This is a genomic window from Niastella populi (genome assembly GCF_002078015.1).
Classification (GTDB): domain Bacteria; phylum Bacteroidota; class Bacteroidia; order Chitinophagales; family Chitinophagaceae; genus Niastella; species Niastella populi.
Genome location: NZ_LWBP01000208.1, coordinates 40,383 through 62,641 on the forward strand (window position 1 = coordinate 40,383; position 22,259 = coordinate 62,641).

15 protein-coding genes are annotated in these 22,259 nt (G+C 42.1%); 8 read left to right on the plus strand and 7 right to left on the minus strand.

The annotated features are described in order from the left end of the window. Positions 1-279 precede the first annotated feature (279 nt). Positions 280-1,890 (minus strand): OmpA family protein, encoded by a 1,611-nt coding sequence (locus A4R26_RS25425; RefSeq protein WP_081169344.1) that lies wholly within the window; start codon positions 1,888-1,890, stop codon positions 280-282. Positions 1,891-2,307: 417 nt separating this feature from the next. On the opposite strand from A4R26_RS25425, the gene A4R26_RS25430 reads away from it, so the two are divergent. The 4 genes from A4R26_RS25430 to A4R26_RS25445 all read left to right on the plus strand — a co-directional run bounded on the left by A4R26_RS25430 (position 2,308) and on the right by A4R26_RS25445 (position 9,234). Next, on the plus strand, positions 2,308-3,516 hold the full coding sequence (locus A4R26_RS25430) for an acetyltransferase domain-containing protein (RefSeq protein ID WP_081169345.1): 1,209 nt from the start codon (positions 2,308-2,310) through the stop codon (positions 3,514-3,516). 172 nt (positions 3,517-3,688) lie between these two features. Next, positions 3,689-4,114, plus strand: coding sequence for a DUF1801 domain-containing protein (locus A4R26_RS25435; RefSeq protein WP_081169346.1), 426 nt, complete (start codon positions 3,689-3,691; stop codon positions 4,112-4,114). 295 nt (positions 4,115-4,409) lie between these two features. After that, a complete protein-coding gene (locus A4R26_RS25440) occupies positions 4,410-7,589 on the plus strand; it encodes a SusC/RagA family TonB-linked outer membrane protein (protein ID WP_081169347.1) in 3,180 nt (1,059 codons plus the stop codon). A gap of 16 nt (positions 7,590-7,605) precedes the next feature. After that, the gene (locus A4R26_RS25445; RefSeq protein WP_081169348.1) at positions 7,606-9,234 is read left to right on the plus strand and encodes a RagB/SusD family nutrient uptake outer membrane protein; all 1,629 of its coding nucleotides are present in this window, start codon (positions 7,606-7,608) and stop codon (positions 9,232-9,234) included. A gap of 86 nt (positions 9,235-9,320) precedes the next feature. On the opposite strand, the gene A4R26_RS25450 is transcribed toward A4R26_RS25445, so the two are convergent. Beyond that, positions 9,321-9,683 (minus strand): response regulator, encoded by a 363-nt coding sequence (locus A4R26_RS25450; RefSeq protein ID WP_081169349.1) that lies wholly within the window; start codon positions 9,681-9,683, stop codon positions 9,321-9,323. Positions 9,684-9,867: 184 nt separating this feature from the next. Beyond that, positions 9,868-10,539, minus strand: a complete 672-nt coding sequence (locus A4R26_RS25455; RefSeq protein ID WP_081169350.1) for an XRE family transcriptional regulator — start codon at positions 10,537-10,539, stop codon at positions 9,868-9,870. A 114-nt stretch (positions 10,540-10,653) separates the two neighbouring features. Between A4R26_RS25455 and A4R26_RS25460 the strand changes: the two genes are divergently transcribed. Further along, the gene (locus A4R26_RS25460) at positions 10,654-10,860 is read left to right on the plus strand and encodes a hypothetical protein (protein WP_081169351.1); all 207 of its coding nucleotides are present in this window, start codon (positions 10,654-10,656) and stop codon (positions 10,858-10,860) included. A gap of 332 nt (positions 10,861-11,192) precedes the next feature. Here A4R26_RS25460 and A4R26_RS25465 read toward each other — a convergent pair whose 3' ends face one another. After that, positions 11,193-11,852: a LexA family transcriptional regulator gene (locus A4R26_RS25465; protein ID WP_081169352.1), complete on the minus strand. Its 660-nt coding sequence runs from the start codon at positions 11,850-11,852 to the stop codon at positions 11,193-11,195. A gap of 811 nt (positions 11,853-12,663) precedes the next feature. Between A4R26_RS25465 and A4R26_RS25470 the strand changes: the two genes are divergently transcribed. The 3 genes from A4R26_RS25470 to A4R26_RS25485 all read left to right on the plus strand — a co-directional run bounded on the left by A4R26_RS25470 (position 12,664) and on the right by A4R26_RS25485 (position 15,087). Further along, positions 12,664-13,041: a helix-turn-helix domain-containing protein gene (locus tag A4R26_RS25470; protein ID WP_081169353.1), complete on the plus strand. Its 378-nt coding sequence runs from the start codon at positions 12,664-12,666 to the stop codon at positions 13,039-13,041. A 1,192-nt stretch (positions 13,042-14,233) separates the two neighbouring features. Then, entirely contained in the window at positions 14,234-14,704 is a 471-nt protein-coding gene (locus tag A4R26_RS25480; protein WP_081169355.1) for a DoxX family protein, read from the plus strand. Between the two features lie 98 nt (positions 14,705-14,802). Beyond that, on the plus strand, positions 14,803-15,087 hold the full coding sequence (locus A4R26_RS25485; protein ID WP_081169356.1) for a hypothetical protein: 285 nt from the start codon (positions 14,803-14,805) through the stop codon (positions 15,085-15,087). A gap of 46 nt (positions 15,088-15,133) precedes the next feature. Here the strand turns inward: A4R26_RS25485 and A4R26_RS25490 are convergent, their stop codons facing one another. The 3 genes from A4R26_RS25490 to A4R26_RS25500 all read right to left on the minus strand — a co-directional run bounded on the left by A4R26_RS25490 (position 15,134) and on the right by A4R26_RS25500 (position 21,712). Continuing rightward, complete coding sequence (locus A4R26_RS25490; RefSeq protein ID WP_081169357.1) at positions 15,134-16,678, minus strand: TlpA family protein disulfide reductase; 1,545 nt, start codon at positions 16,676-16,678, stop codon at positions 15,134-15,136. A 64-nt stretch (positions 16,679-16,742) separates the two neighbouring features. Further along, complete coding sequence (locus tag A4R26_RS25495; protein ID WP_081169358.1) at positions 16,743-18,110, minus strand: RagB/SusD family nutrient uptake outer membrane protein; 1,368 nt, start codon at positions 18,108-18,110, stop codon at positions 16,743-16,745. A gap of 23 nt (positions 18,111-18,133) precedes the next feature. Further along, complete coding sequence (locus A4R26_RS25500) at positions 18,134-21,712, minus strand: SusC/RagA family TonB-linked outer membrane protein (RefSeq protein WP_081169359.1); 3,579 nt, start codon at positions 21,710-21,712, stop codon at positions 18,134-18,136. Positions 21,713-22,259 lie beyond the last annotated feature (547 nt).

Genomic DNA, 22,259 nt, shown 5'->3' on the forward strand with positions numbered 1-22,259 from the left:
ATGCTTCTAATTATATGCTTTGCACAGTTTATTGAACAGACTCTTACGTGATTTTAATTGACCCATTTGTAATTACAAAACGGTCGCAGCATCAGCATCCTCCGAATGATAATCAATGATTTGCATTTTTCACTTATCGTAAATATGGCGGGTATATTCTTTCCCGCACAGCAGGCGGGGCTCCACATTACATAAGAAAAGGTGAGGCATCCGCCTGTTGGCGAACAACCCACCTTCATCAGCCAGTTAGCCAATTGGCTAACTGGCACATTGGTTATACTAGTTCTTCAAGATCTTAAACTCCACGCGGCGGTTCAGCTGCCTGCCCTCATCGGTTTCGTTCTCAGATACCGGCATGCTTTCACCATAACCTTTCGAAGTAATTCTGCCTGCGTCTATGCCTTTAGACAGGATGTACTCCATAACCGATCTGGCACGGTTGTCAGAGAGCCTGAAGTTATACTCGTCTGAACCTTTGCTGTCGGTGTGCGCGCTCATTTCAATTTCTATCTTCGGATTCTCTTTCAACAATTTCACTACGCGGTCGAGTTCAACAAACGATTCAGGGCGCAGGTCCCATTTATCGAAGTCGAAGAATACGTTGTTAAGGCGAACCACCTGTCCGATCTCGATGGGCACCAGGTACAGGTCTTTATGTATCTCTTTATAACCTGCCTTAATCATGGAGTCGAGGTTCAGGTTTTCGGAAATGGCGAAGAATTTATCGGCGCTGGCGCGAATACTGTAGTTCTTATCGTAAGGCAGCACAATTTTGAAAGCGCCATCAGTTGGGTTGGAAATTCCATTACCCGCTTCTACCCCATCGGGCAGCGTTTCATAGATAAGCGAAGCGCTGAGCGGTTCTTTTGTTTTGGCGTTATACACGTTGCCGCTCACCAGGATCACCGGGTCTGGCTTTTCACGCTCTAACAGTTTTACGCGAACGATATCGCTTTCGCCATAGGTATCTTTATTGCTGGTGAGATACGCATATTCACCACCGGCATCGAGGGTAAAAAAGGCATCCCAGCCTTCGGTATTGATAGGCTCACCGAGGTTTACCGGCGTGCTCCATTTGGTCCAGGTTTTATCGAGCCGCTTGGTCATATAAATGTCGTTATCACCTATACCACCAGGTTTGTCGCTGCTAAAATACATGGTAACGCCATCAGACGCTATATAGGGCGTCATTTCATTACCGGGGAAATTAATCTGTTTACCGAGGCTCTTGGGCTCCGTCCAACTGCCATCCGGTTCGCGGAAACAAACAAAGAGGTCGTTGTTAGGGCTGCCGGGATCGGGCGACATATACAATACCAACGCTTTCATATCTGGTGAAAGGGTAGCTCCTGAAACCTGTCCGCGGTCGTATTTGTTGTATTTTTTTATATACAGCATTTCGGGTTCGCCCCAACGGCCATCGGCCTGGCGCGTACAAAGACTTACGCCTTTTCCGAAGTAGGCGCCGCCGTTACCAAAAGCACCGCGGATCAAAATGCGGTTCTTATCGGGCGAGATCCAATACACGGCATTATACTGAGATGTATTGAGGGGATATTTTAAATGGCGGGCTTCCTGCCATACACCATTTGAATCGCGTTCGGAATACCAGATGTCCTGTGAATTGGGCACAGAATTATACTTGGTATTGGCCGGATGGTTCTCACAAATAAAAAATAACAGATTGCCATCTGCCGACACGGTCGGTCGCAACTCTCCCAGATCGGAGTTGATGTTAACGCCCAGGTTCTCGATCTTGATGATCGTACTGGCCGTAATGATATTATCCTTTTGCGCTACTAACTTTCCAGTATCGCTTACATGGCTCGTCTGGGCTGTTGCCTGCTTAAGGCCAAAGGCCAGGGCTAAAAAGGGTACTAGTCTTCTCACAAGGTTGGATTTTTAATTCAATAGACAAATCAATTGGCAATAGACAACAGGCAATAGACAAAGATTGCCGTTATGCAGAGCGCCCGACTATCGGCGGCACCTGCCAATTGTCAATTGCCAATTGGTTTTAATGACTTAGTAACGTACAATTTAGCGCTGGATTGCGCAGGTAAGCAATAATTCGACAATCGTGATTTGGCAATGGGCTGGTTATCAGTTCGCGGGCATTCCGTATTAGGCCCGGGATCAGGGTAACCGGTAACCGGTAATCATTCCCTATCGACCATTCACAACGAACAATATTCTAAAGTGTATAATTTTTTCTGAATTTTATTCTAACTAAAACTATCTTTACAGAACACTATCCCGAAGAGATTCCCGGTTCCACCCTCTTCGCAATCATACATATTAACCATTATGAACATACAACCAACAGCTTTGCCGGCCACCCCGGTGAAAAGCAAACGTATTCATTCCATAGATATGCTGCGGGGCATCGTTATGATCATTATGGCGCTCGATCATGTGCGTGATTATTTTCATGCCGGCGCTTTCCAGTTCGATCCTACCGATCTTTCGCGAACCGATGTTCCTTTATTTTTTACCCGGTGGATCACCCATTTTTGCGCCCCGGTATTTACATTCCTCGCCGGAACATCCGCATTTTTGAACGGAACAAAAAAGACTAAAAAGGAATTATCCATTTTTCTCTTTACAAGAGGGCTTTGGCTGGTGATTGCCGAGGTACTGATCATTACCCTCGGCTGGACCTTCAACCCGCAGTACCCCGTACTGATCTTACAGGTTATCTGGGCGTTGGGCGTTAGTATGATGGTACTGTCTGCCCTTATTTACCTGCCGCTGACAATAATATTAGTTACAGGGCTTGCGCTCATCTTCGGTCATAACCTGCTCGACCTGGCGCAAACACCAGGCGAACAGCCTACTTCGTTCCTGATGGCCGTTCTGCACAAACAACATATCTTTTTTATGAAGCCGTTCTCGGTTATGCTTGGCTACCCGGTAACCCCATGGATAGGCATTATGCTTACCGGTTATGCGTTTGGCCAGCTGTACCTGCCAACATATGATAACGTAAAAAGAAAAAAGGCACTGCTTTGGCTGGGGCTGAGCGCAGTTGCCCTGTTCGTTATCATTCGATTTATAAATGCATACGGCGATCCGCGGCCCTGGTCGTCACAAAAAACACCAGTGTTTACATTTTTATCGTTTCTGAATACGACGAAGTACCCGCCTTCCTTATTATATACGTTGATGACGTTAGGACCGGCCCTGTTGTTCCTCGCATTTGCAGAAAAACCGCTGAACCGGCTTACCGAAAAGTTTGTTGTCTTTGGCCGGGTGCCTATGTTCTTTTATATATTGCACATTTATCTGATTCACTTTCTGGCGGTCATCGCGGCGGCTGTTTCGGGTTACCAATGGAGCGATATGGTGCTCACGGGCTGGGTTAGCATGAACACGCAACTGCAGGGCTATGGTTACAGCCTGGTGTTTGTTTTTTTATTATGGATCATCATGATCATTGGCGTGTACCCGTTGTGCAAACGGTATGATGCATACAAACGAATGAACAGAACGAAGTGGTGGTTGAGTTATATATAAAGGCGAGTGGTTACCGGCAAGTGGCTGGTGGGGAATACAGGCAGCATAATATAAACTCGGGTTTCGAAGAAAGTGACACCAGCCCCGTCCGAACGGTTCATCCGGGCGGGCATTTACCACCAGCCAATAGCCGTTATTCCTATTTTTGATTTATCTTCAACAAAAATCAAAAGTGGCTAAATCAACCAACAAAACAACCGAAACACAAAACAGCGTTGATGATTTTCTGAATGCCGTTGCCGATGAAACCAAACGCAACGATTGCTTTCAGTTGAAAGCATTGATGCAAAAACACAGTGGTTTTGAAGCCAGGATGTGGGGCCCTTCTATAGTAGGTTTTGGAACATACCATTATAAATATGCCAGCGGGCGGGAAGGCGATGCGCCATTGGTCGGCTTCTCGCCCCGCGCTAAAGAGATCTCCCTTTACCTGTACCAGGATTTTACTGAAAGAGAAAAATTACTGCAACAACTGGGCAAACACCGCAGCGGTGTGGGCTGCGTATACATAAAGAAGCTGCAGGACATTAATATTGAAGTACTTGCCAAACTTATTACCACCTCGGTAAAGTACCTGCAGCAATTATATCCCGCCTGAGTTCTCATTTATTTTCCTGATCACGCTCAACACGACTGCCATAAATGCAGCAGTTGCGAACAACTGTTTGTCATATTAACGAAGACCTTCGCTAACACGAGCAGAAAATCTATTAGTCTAAAAGTATTCCAACTTCACTAATCAGGTATTAGGGCCTAATACAAACAACTTCCATTTCAATCCTGCCCATCGCAATCATACCCGGAAAATAACAGGGCTTAAGTAATGGGAAAGCTATTCTCACCGCTTTTTCATTGCAGGGGATACTTGTTTTTTAAACCTATAACATGAGACTATGAAGAAACTGTTAGCACTTCTTATAACAACCAGTATACTGCTTACGGCCTTTGCGCAAACAAAATCAGTTACCGGAAAAATTACCGACGCCAGCGGCGCACCCTTACAGGGCATATCTGTAACCATCAAGGGCACCCTATCGGGCACCACCACGGCTGCCGACGGATCGTTTAAATTAAACGCTCCCGAAAATGCCATCCTTGTATTTTCGGGTGTAGGCTATGAAGCCACAGAAATGAGCATTCGAAACCGCACAGTACTCGATGTACAGTTAATAACAGAAATAAAAGCGCTTAGCGAGATCGTAGTGACCGGTACGGGTGTTGCTACGGAAAAGAAAAAGCTGTCGATAGACGTTGCCAGTGTTGGCAATAAAGACCTTGCCAAATCGGCTATTATTTCTATTGATCAGGCATTGATAGGTAAAGTGGCCGGTGCACAAATACAAACCACTTCGGGTGAACCGGGGCAAAAGGCCAATATCATTTTACGCGGTATCAATTCCCTCGGTTCATCGAACCCCATTATATTGGTCGATGGTGTACAGGTAACCGATATAAACGGGCTCGATGTAGCGAATGTAGAAAAGGTAGAGATCGCCAAAGGGCCGGCAGCCGGTATGCTGTATGGCGCACAGGGCGCCAATGGCGTTATACAGATATTCACGAAAAAGGGCAGCCGCAATAAGGCAATAAGTATAAGCCTGCTGTCGAAAGTAAGTATCGACAAGGTTATACTTGGTAAAGACAAAACCTTAAGCGCCAAATACCATCACTTCACCCAGGATGCCAACGGGAATATCCTCGATCGTAACGGTGATATTTTAAGGCCCGACAGTTTAGGCATGTGGCCCGAACCGGCGGAAGACGATTTCAATACCGATTTCGATTTGAAGAATGACAAAACCTATCCGTCGAACCTCGCCATGTACAACCACCTCGAGCAGGCGTATCAAACGGCTGTTTCAACCACCAATTCACTAGGTATATCAGGCGGCGGAAACAAAACAGATTATTCATTTACGCTTACGCATCTTAACCAGGAGAATGTACTGGCCAACCGGTTCAGGCGTACGAATATGTCGGCCAACCTTGGCTTTGAAATATTCAAAGGTTTTACCGCCCGCAACAGTACACAGGTAATACTGCAGGATGAAGACCTGATTTCGGGCACTTACAACGTAACCTCGCGTATAAAGTATAATGTAGACGCCTTGTTTGAAGGCACGAATAACAACCGGTTTGAAATGATCAACTCGTATCCGTGGATAGATTTTACATCGACCTACCCCGGCACCAGTTTAACCGTTGTGCGGCCAAGGGATGAAAACCAGGTGAACGTATTGTCGGAAAAAGACTGGCATTCGCGCTACAGCAAGGATACCCGCATTATCAATAACAGCAACCTGAACTACAAGTTCCCGCGCTTTTTGGAACTTGATTTCAAGTATGGAATAGAATTATGGAATTCGGAGTTCCAGGACCTGTACAAAAACCAGGAAGCGGCGCCACAGGTGGCGTTGGGTTTCTGGGGAAATACCGCACAGGGCAGCATACGGAACGATTATGCGAAATCAACTTATCAGAATGCACTGTCGACCGTATATTTCAGAACGGATTTCAGGAAAGACTTTAAAATAGATGTGCCCATTACCACCACTACCCAACTTTCATACGACTGGCGCAAACTCGAATACAATTCCTTCTTTTCACAGGGGTTGAACCTGCCGCAATATCCGCCCACGAATATTTCCGCAGCAGCACTAAAAACCAGCGGCGACGGCCGGTTTGAATACATTACGTTCGGCTACCTGGTAAATCAAACCATCGACTTCGGCAACTTATTCGGCGTTACCGGCGGTTTCCGCTCAGACTATAACTCCCAATTCGGCGACCAGAGTGAACCATTCACCTTCGGCCGCGGAACGGTTTATTTCCGGCCGGTAGAACTGCTGGATGTAACCCGGCTAACCGAATGGAAAATAAGGGCAGCTTATGGCGCCGCCGGTATTCCACCCAATGAATTTGACGGCGAATATTATTCGCGCCAGACAACACTGGGCTCGATACAATTAGGCGAAGGTGTAGGGTTGTATCTGCCGAACATTTTGGGTAACCGGAACCTGAGAGTGCAGGAAGTGCGCGAACTGGAAGTTGGAACCGATATCATCATTACCCCATCGGCAAAAGAGTGGTTAAACAGGATAAGCCTGTCGTTCACTTACTGGAACAAGAACAACAGGAACAATATTCAATACGTAGACCTGCCGCCTTCAAGCGGCGCCCAGCAGATAAGGGACAACCTGATTGAATTGACCGTAAAAGGTGCAGATGTTAGTTTAGACGCTTCTATGTATACCAACAAAAACGTCGACTGGCAGTTGGGTGTCCGGTTCGGTACGTTCAAAACAAAAGTTGATAAAGTAGCCAATGGCCGCGATTTTGTAAACGGATTGTTCATTGTAAAAGAAGGCGAATCGCTGGGTAATTTTTACACGCAAAATCCACTGACAAGCATCGATCAAACCCGCACTGCCGATAAAACAAGGTACATCCCGGAAAACGAAGCCGGAGATTACGAAGTGGTAAACGGTGTTGTCGTGAACAAAACCACCAAGCGGGTACGGCTTACCGATGCAACCGACCAGGCTATCTCGGGCAATGCTTATCCTGATTTTACCATGTCGTTCATCAACAATGTTACGCTTTGGAACAAATTGAATATTTCCATGCAGTGGGACTGGTACCGTGGCAATGAGATCTACAACCTGACCAAACAATGGATGTACCGCGACAGACTGCAAAAGGATTTCGACAAGTCGATCACCGTCAACGGACAAACAGGCGCTTTTGTAAATTTCTATAACAGTTTATACAATAGCGTTCAGCGTACAGGATGGTTTGTAGAAGATGGTTCGTTCTGGAGAATGCGCGACCTCACATTTACCTACCAGTTAGGCAGCGCATTGAACGTACCATGGGTAAAGGGCATTGCCATTACCGCTTCAGGCAGGAACCTGTTAACCATCACAGATTACGAAGGACTTGATCCCGAAGCCACATCGGCCCAGGACAGCCAGGGTAACCGTTCTGTAGGCGCAGGATCGAATATTGGAGCTGATTATTTTTCCATTCCCAACCTGCGTTCATTTCAGCTTGGCGTAAACCTTCAATTCTAACGTAAATCTGATTTTTATGAAACGACATCTTATATATATTCTGATTATAATTATAGCCGGGGGAGCCTGCAGGAAATCATCCCTCGAACTGAATGATCCCAATAAACCAACACCCGAACTATCACTGATAACCGAAGCGGGGTTGAAGAATTTTTCATTGGGCATTCTGCAAAAAATGATGGCCAATGTGCCCGATGAAGGCAATACCAATATTTTCCATATTGCCCTTACCAACCACAGCATTATGGGCGATGAGGCGTATTGCCCTTATGGCAATTACGGCTTCCGCTGGGTTGACCAGGTATTCAGGATCACCCTGCCAAACGGCACGGTAATAACCAACCCCAATGGCGTTGATCAAAAAACACAGCTGCAGGGTTTTGATTCACGCGGCGCCGGCGAACTGAATGCATTTCAGTATGAATGGGCGGTGAATTATTACATCATAGCACAGGCCAATCAATTACTGGAAGCATTGGACAACCCGGAATTGGTTTTATCCGGTGATGCGGAAAATAAAAAGAATACGTTCAAAGCATGGGCCTTATGGTGGAAGGGATATGCATTCTCACGCATAGGCTCTATGTACCTGGCAGGCGTAATACCCACAAAGGCCGGCGTCACCAATGGCGAATTTGTTGACCATACCGCCATTCTTGCAGAGGCCGACAAGGTGCTGAACGAATGCTTGACAACCCTGAACGCCGTTACTGAATCAGCAGAGTATACCAATATTATGCAGGCCATTGTTGCATCTTTTAACGACAACAAGAAGATAGTAACGCCGGCTATGTGGAAGCGGCAGGTATATTCATTACAGGCACGCAACCTGATGGCCAATACAAAGATCACTGAAATGACGGCCGCCCAGTGGCAGCAAATAATTACACTAGCCAACCAGGGCATACAGGCTACAGATGTGATCTTCCGGTTTGGTATGGACCCCAGCGGAGCCAATGACGTATCGCTGGGTTTCTTTCATCCTTATGCATTTATTGGCGAAGTAAATCAGTTCACGTTTGTGAGCGAGCGGTTTATACAGGAGTTCAAACCCAATGATACCCGCTTGCAAAAAGGGTTTGTTCCTTTTTCAGTACCAAAAGTAAATGAACGGGGCCGCGGCCTGCAGTTTGGTACCCGCTGGAACCCGGTATTCATTGAAGATGGCGGACTGTATGCAACCGGCGATAACAGGGGCCTGGTGCCGTTGGTGTGCAGCTATGAAGAAAACCAGTTGATGAAGGCGGAAGCATTGATACGCACCGGAAGCATAGAAGCCGGTTTGCAACTGGTTGATGCCGTTAGGGATTTTCAAAACTCAGGGCTTGCGCATGTAGCGGGCACGGGTTTAAATGCTGACGCGGCGCTGGAAGAGTTCAGACGGGAAAGAAGGGTAGCGCTCTTTTTGTGGGGAACCGCTTTTTACGATGCACGGCGCTGGGGTGTAACCAAACCGGCTTCACAAGGCGGAGGCAGGGCCAATGCCATTGTGATCATTCCCGGCAATTTATTAACGCCGCCACAAACCGGTTCAATACCTACTCCGTGTTTTATGGAGTATAACTATATGGATTATTGGGATGTTCCCCAGAATGAACTTGATTTCAATACACCGGGTAACGTTTCGATACCATTGAAAAACTAGTGTTACAATCAAAGGTTGTTTGCGAAGGCCGGCTCTCCTGCCCTCCCCTGTGTGGGAGTTAAAGGTGGGAGAGCTTTTTTTTGCAATTACCCGATCCATTGTTTAACGGTAGGGATCAATTGTTCGCCCATCATATCTTTCGACATCAATGCGTTAGCGCCCGTGCTTTTCAGGTAGTCGGCATCGTTCAAATGATAGGAATCGAATAATACGATGGGAATGTGCTGGTAACCGGCATTCAGGCGAATGGAATTGATAAGGCCCAGTCCGTCGAGCTTTGGCATATTCAGATCGGTTATTACCATATCGATATGCTGGCCGTCGAAATGTTTTAAGGCATCTTCCCCATCGATGCCGGCCAGGGTGGTATATCCTTCCTGTTCGAGGGTGAACCGGAGCATTTGCACTACGAAATCGGAGTCGTCAACTACAAGAATAGTTTTATTCATATAATAAGATTTGGATGGTAGCAATACAAAATAACGTGCGGAATGGTGGTTATTCCTGTATATGACGATTCAATAAAATGTTGTTACAGGTTTACCTGTAGCGGAGCATTATGTAACTACTAAGGCAGACCGATATGAGGAAAATGCAGCGCCAGATAGGGGTTGTACAAATGAGAAAAAGCACTTATTTGAATATTACGGCTTCTATGCTGAAGATGGCCAGTATATCATCCATTTTTCGGGTGGTTTCAGGATAATCATTTGCGTTTTCGGCAGAGAGAATGATGCTGTTATTTTCGCCGCCGGGCCTTACCCTTCTTATGATGCCTTTGAGGTTTTTGTCGACTATATAATAAAAGAAGCCGGCATTGAGGATCTTTGTGAAGCGTAGTTTTTTTATGGCGATCCAGTTGCCGCTTCGGAATTTTGGTTCCATGCTATCGCCGGTAACCGGTATAACGCCATCAACATCACCGATAACGGGCGCCTCTATACGTGCTGTAATGAGAACAGGTTGTTCGCTTATGGTTACAATGTTGCCGGGAGCAATATTGTTATCGAACAACAATAATGGTTCTTCATCCTGCGCAAGAAAAATACCGGTTAAAAAAGCGGCAGCAGATGATCTTGTTTTTCTGTTACCATTCAATTTTGGATCTTCAGAAACCTGGTCGGGCACATTCTCCATTTCATTGAGATACTCAACCAGCTTGTTATATAATCCAAAGTCGCTGGGCTTTGTACCTTTCTCCCACTTGTACAGGTTTTCTTTAGAAATACCGGTAGCTGCTGCAATGGCAGGCATCTTAATTTTCTTCTTTTTCCGGAACTCCTTTAACCTTTTGCCAATTTCCATTGATATCAATCAATTAAGTGAAAAGAAGTAAAGAATTACACTAATGTTTTATATAAAATGGAACATTTTCCATTATCTTTATGTAGCAAAATTACTGTACCAAATTAAGAAATAATGAAACTCAGCCAAAAAGCATTAAAGGCGATCAACAATCCAGTTACCCGCCGCCGCTTGATGGATGTTCTTGGCTGTACAGAGTTTACCATAGCCAGATACATTCAGAAGAACAGCGATAACCTTACTAAAGCAGCTGCTTTACAGGTAATTAGAGAAGTAACCGGCTTGCCCGACGAAGAGATCCTGGAAGTAGAAAAACGTTAAGAAATTATACAAAAAGGGTTATTTCAGAATAAGCTATTTCACAATCCATACCCTACAGGTGATTTTATACTATTTTCCACTTTCCGGCTCTAATGAATAAAACAGGTTCAAAATTTTCATTGAACCTGTTTTATTAATCACATTACAATTGTAATAAAGGAAGAACGCACTTACACTTTACCAGAGCAATGGTAGCAGTTAACCATATGTTTGATTTTTCTATTACTTAAAACAATTAAGCAATCTTGCTGTACTAAACTGAAGTAAAAAAAAATTATATAAAACGGCTAAAAAGGCAGGAATAACGCCGCTTTAAGAAAATATTATATATTTTAATATCTTAATATGCCGGCAATTATTTTAAATACAGCTTCAATTTGCTCCCAGGTACGCTGAATTGGCGGAAAGAGGTGTTGATTGGGATTGTCTGAAACAAGCAGGAGACTGTTCTCTGTTTCGCCTTTGTATACCCGACGAATGATTCCCTGCCAGTTTTTATCAATTATGTAGTAATGCAGCCCCCAGTTAAGTATTCTTGAGTCGTTCAGCCTGATAATGCCTATACGGCAGCCATTGCCGAAGGTAGGCGCCATGCTTTCACCCGTTACTTCAATAACGCCATCTACAGGCCCCAGAAAAGGTGCATTGATGCGGTCGACAATAAGTTCAGGTTCATCATTAAAAAAGGTAATGGTACCGGCAGCAGCTTTGCCATCAGTTTGAGGAACAGGCAACAGGTTCAGGTTCAGCGGCAACCTGAGCGTAGCGGGTTTTTGAGTATCCCTTTCAAGCTGCTCCTCATGGAATTTGTTCTCCATTTCATCGAGGTACGCTTTTAACCTGAAATAATCGTTTAGATCACTGGGTTTGGTTCCCTTTTCCCATTTGTATAAGGTTTCCTTTGCTATGCCGGTAAGAAGGGCAATGGCAGGCATTTTAATTTTTGTTCTTTCCCGGAACGCCTTAAGTCTTTGAGCCAGGTTATGATCCATTAGATTTATAATTCAAAACGACAACACATTAAGTTTCGACCTTAGAGCTAAATTCACTTGATCCCGATCAAAAAAAGCGGCCAACCGCATTGATCGGACAACAAATTGTAAACCTTTACAATTAGCTTACTCTAACCGGTAAAAATGTAAACTACTATACTATTTTCACTTTCTTTCCAACACAAAGGTATAAATTATACCAAATTCCAATATCGCTTCTCTTACCAGAATGTGTTTTATTGACCATGGTCATTTCAAAACACCCGGATACCTGTTTCTTTAATCAATTAAACTCATTATCGTGGGCACAGTAGAAGTTACAAGAAATGCGATTCGCATTACAAAGGCCAATAGTATGTGTACGGCACAAATCAATAAGCTACTGTTTGGAATAAAGCAATGCTTTTCTTTTCCTGTTGATCTACACTGTTGCAACATTCACTCAGGCAATTACAAAACAAAACTGCGAAAAAGGACTAACGGTAATTGCAGAAAATGCAAAACGTGAAAATGTGCAATAATGTTTTACCGAAAACGGCCGTGGATTACTTTATTGAAAATGATAAATTTAAATATACCGGTGAAGCATATCCATGTAGTACAGGACCAGATTTAATGTTTTGTTTAAAAATTGACCTTGAGCGTTCCGGAAAAAAAAATTACATTTGGTAATAGCGACTCCTCCCCTGCGAAATTTTTATCCGTCCCGGCAAACATAATGCAACTGGTATTTACAATGGTATACGTGTACGGATCTCATGCATCAGTGTACAATATGCATCAATATAAACCTTTATCTTAAAATTATCTTATGAACCAGAAACGTTTGAGGAGACCTTATCTGGAAGCTATTCAATCCATTAAAGACTACATCGATCAGCATCCGCTGGAAATTAAAACGATCTCAACGCTCATTCACCAGACACATTCACAAATTGGTATCAATTTGCTGCACCAGGGATTCAGGCAGTTATTCGGCACCCGTATCAAGGAATACGAGATAAGGAAACGCCTGGAGGCCGCGGCCAATCTGCTAATGCAGGATGACCTGACCATGCAGGAGATAACCGCGAAATGCGGTTACAGTGCGCAAAGTTCGTTTGTACGGGCGTTTAAAGATGTACATGGCATTACTCCCGGACAATGGCGAAGCCGTTATGTGCCCCTGCCGTTGCAGGAAGCATGTTAGTTGAAGTTTTACTTCGTTATTTATTGATGTTAATGAACTGTTGCAGGCAGGTTGATGGTAGTTGACGAGTTGACTTGTTGACGAGTTAACTCGTTGACCGGTTGCCAGTGAACAGTACGTTTGCCTGCAGCAGTTATACAGTAAACATTGCTGATGCACGGTGATGCACAGTTATACAAAACACATTGCGTGACTAACCTTTTTATAATAACGTTGAACGCGTCATCGCACGAAACCCAGTACGCACAGGCATTTCAACCAAGGCGTGCAAACAGAAGAAGTAAAAGTGTGATTTTGTATAAAAAAAATGCAAACAGCGAAAATAAGGGAGTGTAAATTGCATCAGATATTTGAAGAAGCGGTTGAAACCGAAGATACGCTAAGATGAATGTTGAGTTATCGGTTACCAGTTACCGGGAAATTAATTCAGGCAACCTGACAACAGGGAAACATTCTGAACCCCAGGGCCCGGCAATGGGATTCTGGTACCAGGTAACAACTACAACGGCCTTTCCTGATCTATTATAGAAGGTTTTTAACAGTGGCTTGCTGTGCTGCCTTTTTTCTTTAATTAAGGCACCCTGCAGTAAGCAAAAGCAACATGCTATTTTATAACGGTGATACCTACACAAATAAAAAGTGAGAAAATGGTAAAAAAAAGTGCAAATGCGATAAAGATGGTGAGTTATCTTGCATACAGATTAAAAGGACTCACACCCCAAAAAGACAAGACCGACCATAAAAAATACGACAATATAATTTCTCCTATTCAGACTCTGCTGGTACTAGATAAACTTTAACTCGTTTGATTCTTGGTAGTGTACGTATAGGCATTCCAGCAACACATAAATATTGCATATGAAGAAATTTAAAATATCAGAGATCTCAATTTTATCGGCATGCATGGCTATTCTGTTTATAATAATCACAAGCAGTTTCAATAAGAAATCGCATTTTATCTTTCACAAAGTAACAGGACCGCCACGATCGACGAATCCAAATGATTATTATTATGCTCCGTATGGCTCTTGTACTGCCGCGGTAAATATAACCTGCGCGGCTTATTGGTCACAAAATACTATTCCCAACTTATACGCACATCCAGACATTACTGCCAAATTTCAATCGATTGCTACTGATGGCGAATACATTGACGAATAATCATAAGTTATAGATCATTAAATACTAATTCATGAAAAAAGAACAGCTCGTAAATATATTTTCATCAGCTCTTGTATTCTTATTTTTATATGCTAGCCTGAGCAAGTTTACGGATTTCAAAGGCTTCATATATGACATGAACAACCAACCATTCCCGAAATGGTTATCAGGTATATTGGTTTGGGCGGTACCAGCGGTTGAAATAGGTTTAGCTGTAATGCTGATTTTTAATAAAACCCGGCTCAAAGGCTTATATGGCTCACTAATTTTAATGTCATTATTCACGATCTATACAACATTGGTTTTATTTAAGGTTTTTGATAAAGTTCCATGCTCTTGTGGAGGAATAATTAAAAACTTAACTTGGACACAGCATTCGATCTTAAATTTATTTTTCGTCTGCATTGCGATCTTTGGAATTATTATAATGAGAAAAGACAAAGCCCACGATACCGATCGACTCCCCTATCAAAGAAATACACCGACACAAAATTTAGCTTAGATGAAAATATTTTAATAGAAATATGCGCATATCAGGGGCAACTGAAAACCTGTATAAAAGAGTAAGTAATCATTAACTTTATTAACAAATTTTATTTTATGAAAAAGATGCAAATGACAGCAGCTATCCTTGCTGTAGTGATTGTAGCAGCTAGCGCTTTCAAAACTTCACCTAGCACTAACTATCAGTTCACAAGAGTATCTGGAGTTGATCGCAGCACAAATCCAGCCGATTATAAGTTTCAACCCAACGATGGTGGAGAGTGTCTTAGCAGTTCAACAAAAACTTGTTTGGCTTCTTGGAATCAAATAAGTGCTCCTGCAGTTAATAGCCAACCAACTGGCACTTTTGTTAGCCATGACACAAATGGCAGCTACCAATAGTAGTTTCTAATTATATGTAAAGCCATTGATCGATGATCAATGGCTTTTATCGCTTGCTTATTGCCTCATTGATGGTAAGAATTAATTTCTCAACCCCACCTTTTCTAAGTTTTTCACTATCACTTATCAGTAATTTACCTTCTCTATCGAGAATTATTGAAAAAGGATATGCGATAATGTTTAACCGTTTAATGATAGGATGAGCCACTCCCTGCCCATTTGTATAAAGGTTAATTGCTTTGGCTGAAGTATATTCACCGCTACGCAATCCTTGCAACCATTTATCTTTATTCCCATCAATCGATATAGTTACAAATACCACGTCTTCGTTATTTTCAAATTTATTTTCCGCCTTCGAAACATGTTGTTTATAGTATTGCATACAACCACCACAGCCTGTAAACCAAAAATCTATAAAAATTATCTTACCCTTTAAACAAGAGAGTTGAAAAACTTTCCCAGAAGTATCCAAAAGCGGATAATTGAAAAAACCACTGCCAATCTTCTGATTTTCCAGAGTAGAAGACAACACCTCCTTATATCTCTTATCATTCACTAATAATACAGCTTCTCCCAACAAACTATCAATTTTCGGAAGATTAGTATTATTGAGTAAATAACTAGTAAGCAACCGCTCCTGCAATATCCCGCTATATTTATCTTTTATCAAACTATAAATGTCATTTTCTTCAAAAAGGGTACTTTCCAAGGCTAACTTAAATAAAATAGTAGAGGGCAATATATTTGATTTCGCCTGTACCTCAGGCCTTTCAATAACTTTAAAATTATCTCTTATGCTGTTATATTCATCGCGAAAAAGGTACACCTCGTTGGCAGCGCCCATCCGTTTAGTGAACTTCAAATGATAATTCATTCCTCTAAAATAAAGCTCCTGTATTCGTCCCTGCAGATCAGCTGTCAATAATCCGAAAACGCTTGAAGAGACAGAGTGTCTTAATATTTCCAAATATTTTAATCCTCCTGTTAAAACATAATTCATATTACTATACAATCTCCTCGATTGTTCCACCAGGTCTCTGACACGGCTATTAGCAATAGAAGTAGTATCCCAAATTGCTTGCAACCTTTTTGTTTCCTCCCACAACTGGTATTGAACTGAATAAGTAGCGGCCGATTTACCAGAGAATCTAAACATATCACAATTAGTACAAAGCTTTTCCCCATTATCATCAGTAAGCCATTGTTTCTCCTGCTCATTTATCTCAGCTGCACCTATTTCCACATGAACATTGTCGCCGGGCGAAACTATCATTAAGTCTAATAGAGGAATAGGTACACCCCTGAATTTATTTCTCCCAATTGTAATATAGGACAAATCATAAATGCTGTCAATTTCAAAACTAAATGAATGATTGACCACTTTACTACTATACTGCCGTTTAATGGTAAAATCTTTTTTTTGATTGGATATAACGTTATCCCAATAACAAAGCGTAAGTGAGTCGGCTGAATTATTATTACCAATAAACTTTCCTGAAATAATTACCTTATTTTTCTGAGCTTTTACATTTAAAAAAGTACAGACAATCAAAACAATCAAAATCAAAACATTTTTCAAGAATCGATACATGTCTGGTTAAATTTTATTTAGAAATAGGTCAGATAAAACAGGATGACGGCTCACAACTATAATGCTATCTGGGATTTTGTTCAATTCCGCTAATCCTGATTTCTGTTAATGGGATTGGCAATACATATCTCGGATCGTTCGGCGGTAAAGTATACACCTGGGTATCCACCACACGGGTTAGGGTTTTGGCAAATTTAGGCTCCCTGTTTAATCTTTTGAGGTCGGTCCATCTCAACCCTCTAAAACATAATTCTTTTCTTCGTTCACTTAATATCTTTACCAAAGCTTCATCTGTAGAATTAGCTACAACCGGAACAAATAATCCGGTTTTCCATCTTTTTACAAGTAGAGCATTAAGATCGGCCATTGCACCTGATACATCACCTAATCTTGCTTTACACTCCGATCTTATTAGGTACATCTCATCAGTGGCTAAACCATTAAACGGACTGGAAGTTCCATCGTACGAACCTTTAAATCTTGAGTTAACGCTGTTTGCAAATAATGACATCCGGAGATCATTAACTTCATATGATTTTAAAAGCACTGTATCCATTCTACTAACAACCAGCCCTCCATATACCAGCATTAAATTGTGAAAGATTACCTCAGGATTATACCGCTTAAATGGACGAGCATCAGAAGGCTTAAGTGTGTTGTAGTCTATCAGGGAGTCAGTTATTCTAAGTGCAGAATCAGCATACTTACCCGCACTTTCAAAATCACTCATTGATAAGTAGACCCTGGAAAGCATTGCAAATGCTGCTGGTTTTGATGGCCGGGTTTTATACTCCGGTCGAACGGGTAATAAAGTAATTGACTGCTGAAGATCACTTAATATCTGATGGTAGGTATGCTGCAAGTTTGACCGAACAGGCTTTTCATTCACATTGCTGGACAAACGCAATGGAATTCCTAGTTCACTGTTAGCAGCTCCATTGGTATAAGTACCAGCAAAAACCTGTGAAAGGTTAAAAAAATCAAACGCTCGATAAAAAAGTGCACTGCCCTTGACATTATTCCAAGCATTTACTACTGACGCGTCCTTTGATACTTTCTGAATGCCATCTAATATAATATTAGTATTCAAAATTCGCCGATAAGGCTCTTCCCAATCAAGTGTGGTCATACCTTCATAAATATCTTTTGCCCATATATAGGAGTTTCTTTCTTCAATTTCTCTCGCCTGCAATACAGGTACAGTCATATAACAATTATCAGAGGAAATCTCGCCAAGACCAGGTGCTCCGATATTAAATAAACTATTTGAATTATCAAGCAAAGCCTGGTAGTCCCGGACGGTACTGGGGACTGCCAAAGCCTTGTTGGGTTTTGCGTCGAGCCAATCCTTCTTGCAGGAACAAAAGGCAATTAAAACCACCGACATTCCGATCAGCACAATTGATTTGTATGCGTTATATATAGATTTCATATTACTTTATTAACGGTTACTAATTAAAAGCCTGCTTTAATGCCAAAAGCAAAAGTCCGTGGCGCCGGAAATCCATTGAAAGGATAATCAGGATCTATTTTTTCATCATTAGCTCTCCATAATATGCCAAGGTTATTTGCATAAAAATATACCTGAATATTGCTTAATGATAACATGCGGTTGAACAGCTTTCCCTGAAAATCATAGCTGAGGCTAACATCCTGCAAACGTATATGATCTCCCCTTTCGACAAGTATTTCCGAATATTGATAAAACCTGTCCCTGTTAGCATTGGCAGGATATGACATTGAAGGCACATTGGTACTATTTTCATCTCCTGCTTTCTGCCATCTCCGAGTAAAATCTTTGTGCAGGCTCCATGAATTGAAGAGCATGCTATAGTTGACACTATTACGATTGAAATAATAACCCAGCTTATAGGAAATATTAAAGGTCAATCCAAAGTTTTTATATGAAATGCGGTTATTGATGCCTCCAAAAATTACAGGCCGTGCGGGTCCATGAAAAACCAAACTATTGACAGAAGTCGGGCTTAAGAGATCTGTGTAATTTTTACTGACGCCTTTTGATGAATCGAAACCCTGGGGATCGCCTGTAGCTGGATCAAGACCAGCCCATTTGAAGCTATAAATACCATATACCGGTTTACCCTCAACAGGAGAAACAATTTGTCCGGCACCTACTAATCCACTCGGTTGAATATTTGTTCCTGTGTATTTATTTACAATATCCTTTGCCCAACTGAAAATAAATGTAGTAGTCCATTTAATTTGCTTGTCGATATTCTTCGACGTAATCTGGATATCCACTCCATTCCCTTTAATTTTAGCATAATTACCCTGTAAGTTGGTAATACCAGTGCTAGGCGCAAATGGAGAATAGCCGATCATATCAACTCCGTTTTTATGGAAATATTCAATACTTCCTGAAAGGATATTCTTCGCCGTACCAAAATCTAATCCAACATTGAAAATGCCGATCTTTTCCCAACGAAGTTCCGGATTACCTACATTATTCAATCTGGCAAAGACTGCATTTGTCAGCGGGCCTGTGTACCCCGGGTAGAAAATTGTAGAAACAGCAGTTATGTTTTTATCTAAGTTTCCATTATAGCCAAAAGTTGCCCTTAGGCGCAATAAAGGAAATACGCTTGAATGGTAAAACCGCTCATGATCGATATTCCATTTTCCTCCAACAGACCATAGGGGAACGTTCTTCTGGTTAGTCTCCACACCAAAATAATTTGAACCGTCGACTCTACCACTCAATGACAATGTGTAACGATCGTCAAACGTATAAGCGCCGTTAAAATAATAAGATCGAAACCTGTCCAACGAACCTCCAGTTGAATTGCCGTAAGGAATAAGCGCACTTCCTACTGGATTAGTTGGAAATACAGTGGTATTATTGACAGGCTGGGACGTACCTAGTTCATCATTATATCCATAAAGCGTGAAACTATTACTTTCTGTCTTTACCTCTCTTACTTCTGAGCCGGCGATCATTGTAACAAAATGTTTGCCCCAAGTATTAAAGTAGCTTATCTGGCCGCGGAGGTTATTTGAGCTAAGTTCACTTGTTGAGTTAGCCAAGATACTTCCATATGGAATATTATACCCTGCAAAAGAACTATCAGGGTTGGCTGAAGCATACCGGTTTATAAAATATCTAGTATAATAGCTTTGATCGGTATGTAAGTCTTTTGCTCTCGAAAGCGCTCTTTGATATTGGTAACGAATTTCAGCGCTCAAACCCTCAATTATTGTGTACTTTAATCGTGTACTCAATCGAATATCACTGTTCCGCGTTTTACTTGTATTCCACCCTCCGCGTAATTCTTCTAAAGGATAAAACTTTCCATTGAGATAACCATTTGATTCCGCCCAGTCAACATAGGCAGTTGAATAGTCTTTTACAAAAGATAAAGGTGCACCATCCTCACCTGCCAATGAAGCATATGGATATACAGTATTGTATCCTCCTCCTGTAGAAATCTGACTTAAAGTATTATCCTTACCGGCAGATGATTGTATATAATTGAACCCACCTGTAATTTCCAGATTTTTTACCGGAACAAAAGTATTCATCGAGTTTAACGTAAACCGGTTAAACCCTTCCTCTTTCTGCGTGGTTCTATTTCTATCAATACCAATGGAAACATAGTGGTTCAATCTGTTGTTTCCTCCACTTAAGCTTAGCGCATACTGTTGATTAACCATCCTTCTGTAAAAATACCTCGACAAGTCGTTTCGAACATCAAGGGTCTTAAACTCGTCAATTTGCTTACCAGCCTCACTTTGTGACAAAGTACCTCTTCTGACCTGATCCAAAATTTGCACAACTGGTGAAATGGGAGGACTAGATGCATCATTCAGATCCCCGTCATAAAACCCTTTCTCAAAAAGATAATTTTCTACACCAATAAACTCATTTGATGAAACAAAGCTGGGAGAGTAAAAAAGATCGGGCTTTTCACTAATGGAAATATTACTGTTCAATTGTACTTTCAAAGCTTCATTCAATTTTCCTTTCTTTGTTGTAATAACGATTACCCCGTTGCCAGCTCTGACACCCCATATTGAAGCTGCTGCAGCATCTTTAAGAACATTTATATTTTCAATGTCGTTGGGGTTTATATTATTGATATCACCATCGTAGGGAAAGCCGTCTATTACAATTAAAGGATTGTCGTTAGCATAAATGGTGCTTCGTCCTCTGATACTCAATTTTGGTGTAGAGCTACCAGTTATACCAGGTGTGTTAAAAGCAAGTCCACTGGTAATACCTTCCAACCTGCTTAAGATGTCCGTTGAAACCCTGGAAGTATACATATGTTTGATTGGCTCCGAAAAAGAACCGGTTGCCCTTTCTTTTGGTATCTCCTGATAACCAGTATTTACCGAAACAACAACTCCACTCAACTCACTAATTTTCGCTTTGAGCGAAATCGCCAACTCCGTCTTTCCACTTACCTTCAACTCAAAAGTCTCCATTCCAATATGCGTAAAAACCAATACCGCATCCTGCTCAACTGTCGTCAGTGAAAATTCGCCATTTTTATCTGTCAGCGTTTTCTTGTCTATTCCTTTCACTAAAACCGTAACCCCCTCAACCGGCTCGCCCTTCTCATTCACCACCCGTCCCCTAACATCGATAAACGGGGGTGCGGCGCCGCCAGGCATCGCCGGAGTTACTTTCTCCGCCTTTATCGCCACACTCTTCCCTACGATCTTATAAGATAACTCCTGCCCTTTTAAACATGCATCCAGTGTTTGTGCCAGTGTAGCATTGGTAACCTGTATACTAACCTTCTTGTCCTTTACCGTTTCATCCTTGTAAATAAACACGAAACCGGTTTGGACCTCGATCTGTTCAAATACCTTCTCGAGCGACGCATTGTTCAGCGCCAGGGTTATTTTCTCCTGGGCGAGGCCTTTTGCAGTAACCTGCAGCGCGGCAGCCAATAAAAAAATAGCAGTTAACTTCATGATCCGCAATGTTTTTGACAATCCCCTTTCCAGCAGTAATAGTTTTGGTTTTACCCCCAAAAGGGAGCCTTTGCCAGATACAAAATCTGTCATAGTTTTGTGTGTTAGGTTAAATAATTATACGCTCCAACGTTAATTTTCGTTAACCTGAATCAGCCGGTTGTGCTTCCAACACAATCGGCATTTTTCTGCCTCTCCGTGGCGGTTAACTTTTTGCGGATTTGGTTATGGTTAGCAGTATGCTAATGGCAATTGTTCGCGAGGATGAAGGTATGGTCGTTTTGATCAAGGGTATTGGTACAGAATGCAAAACAAAGCCAACAGCTCAGCTTAATTGTACATACTGGCTGTTGTACCTGTAAACATTCCCAATGCTTAGTGAAGTTGTCGTAATACAGTATTTGGATAAGAATTTACTTCCGTAACCGGAAGCTGTTGTATTGTATATGCAGGTTTGAATACTTGTGAAAGTTGTGGAACCCTCTTTTACAGGAGGGAAAAATGTTACGTAGCTTGTTATGGTCATACCAATAACCAAACAGAGGCTGATTAATTGCCTGGTTGCTTTCATTTTCGTAGCGGTTTTTAACAGTTTAATGTTCATGGTTGCGCTCGCTCAGGCCATACAACCGTTATCGCT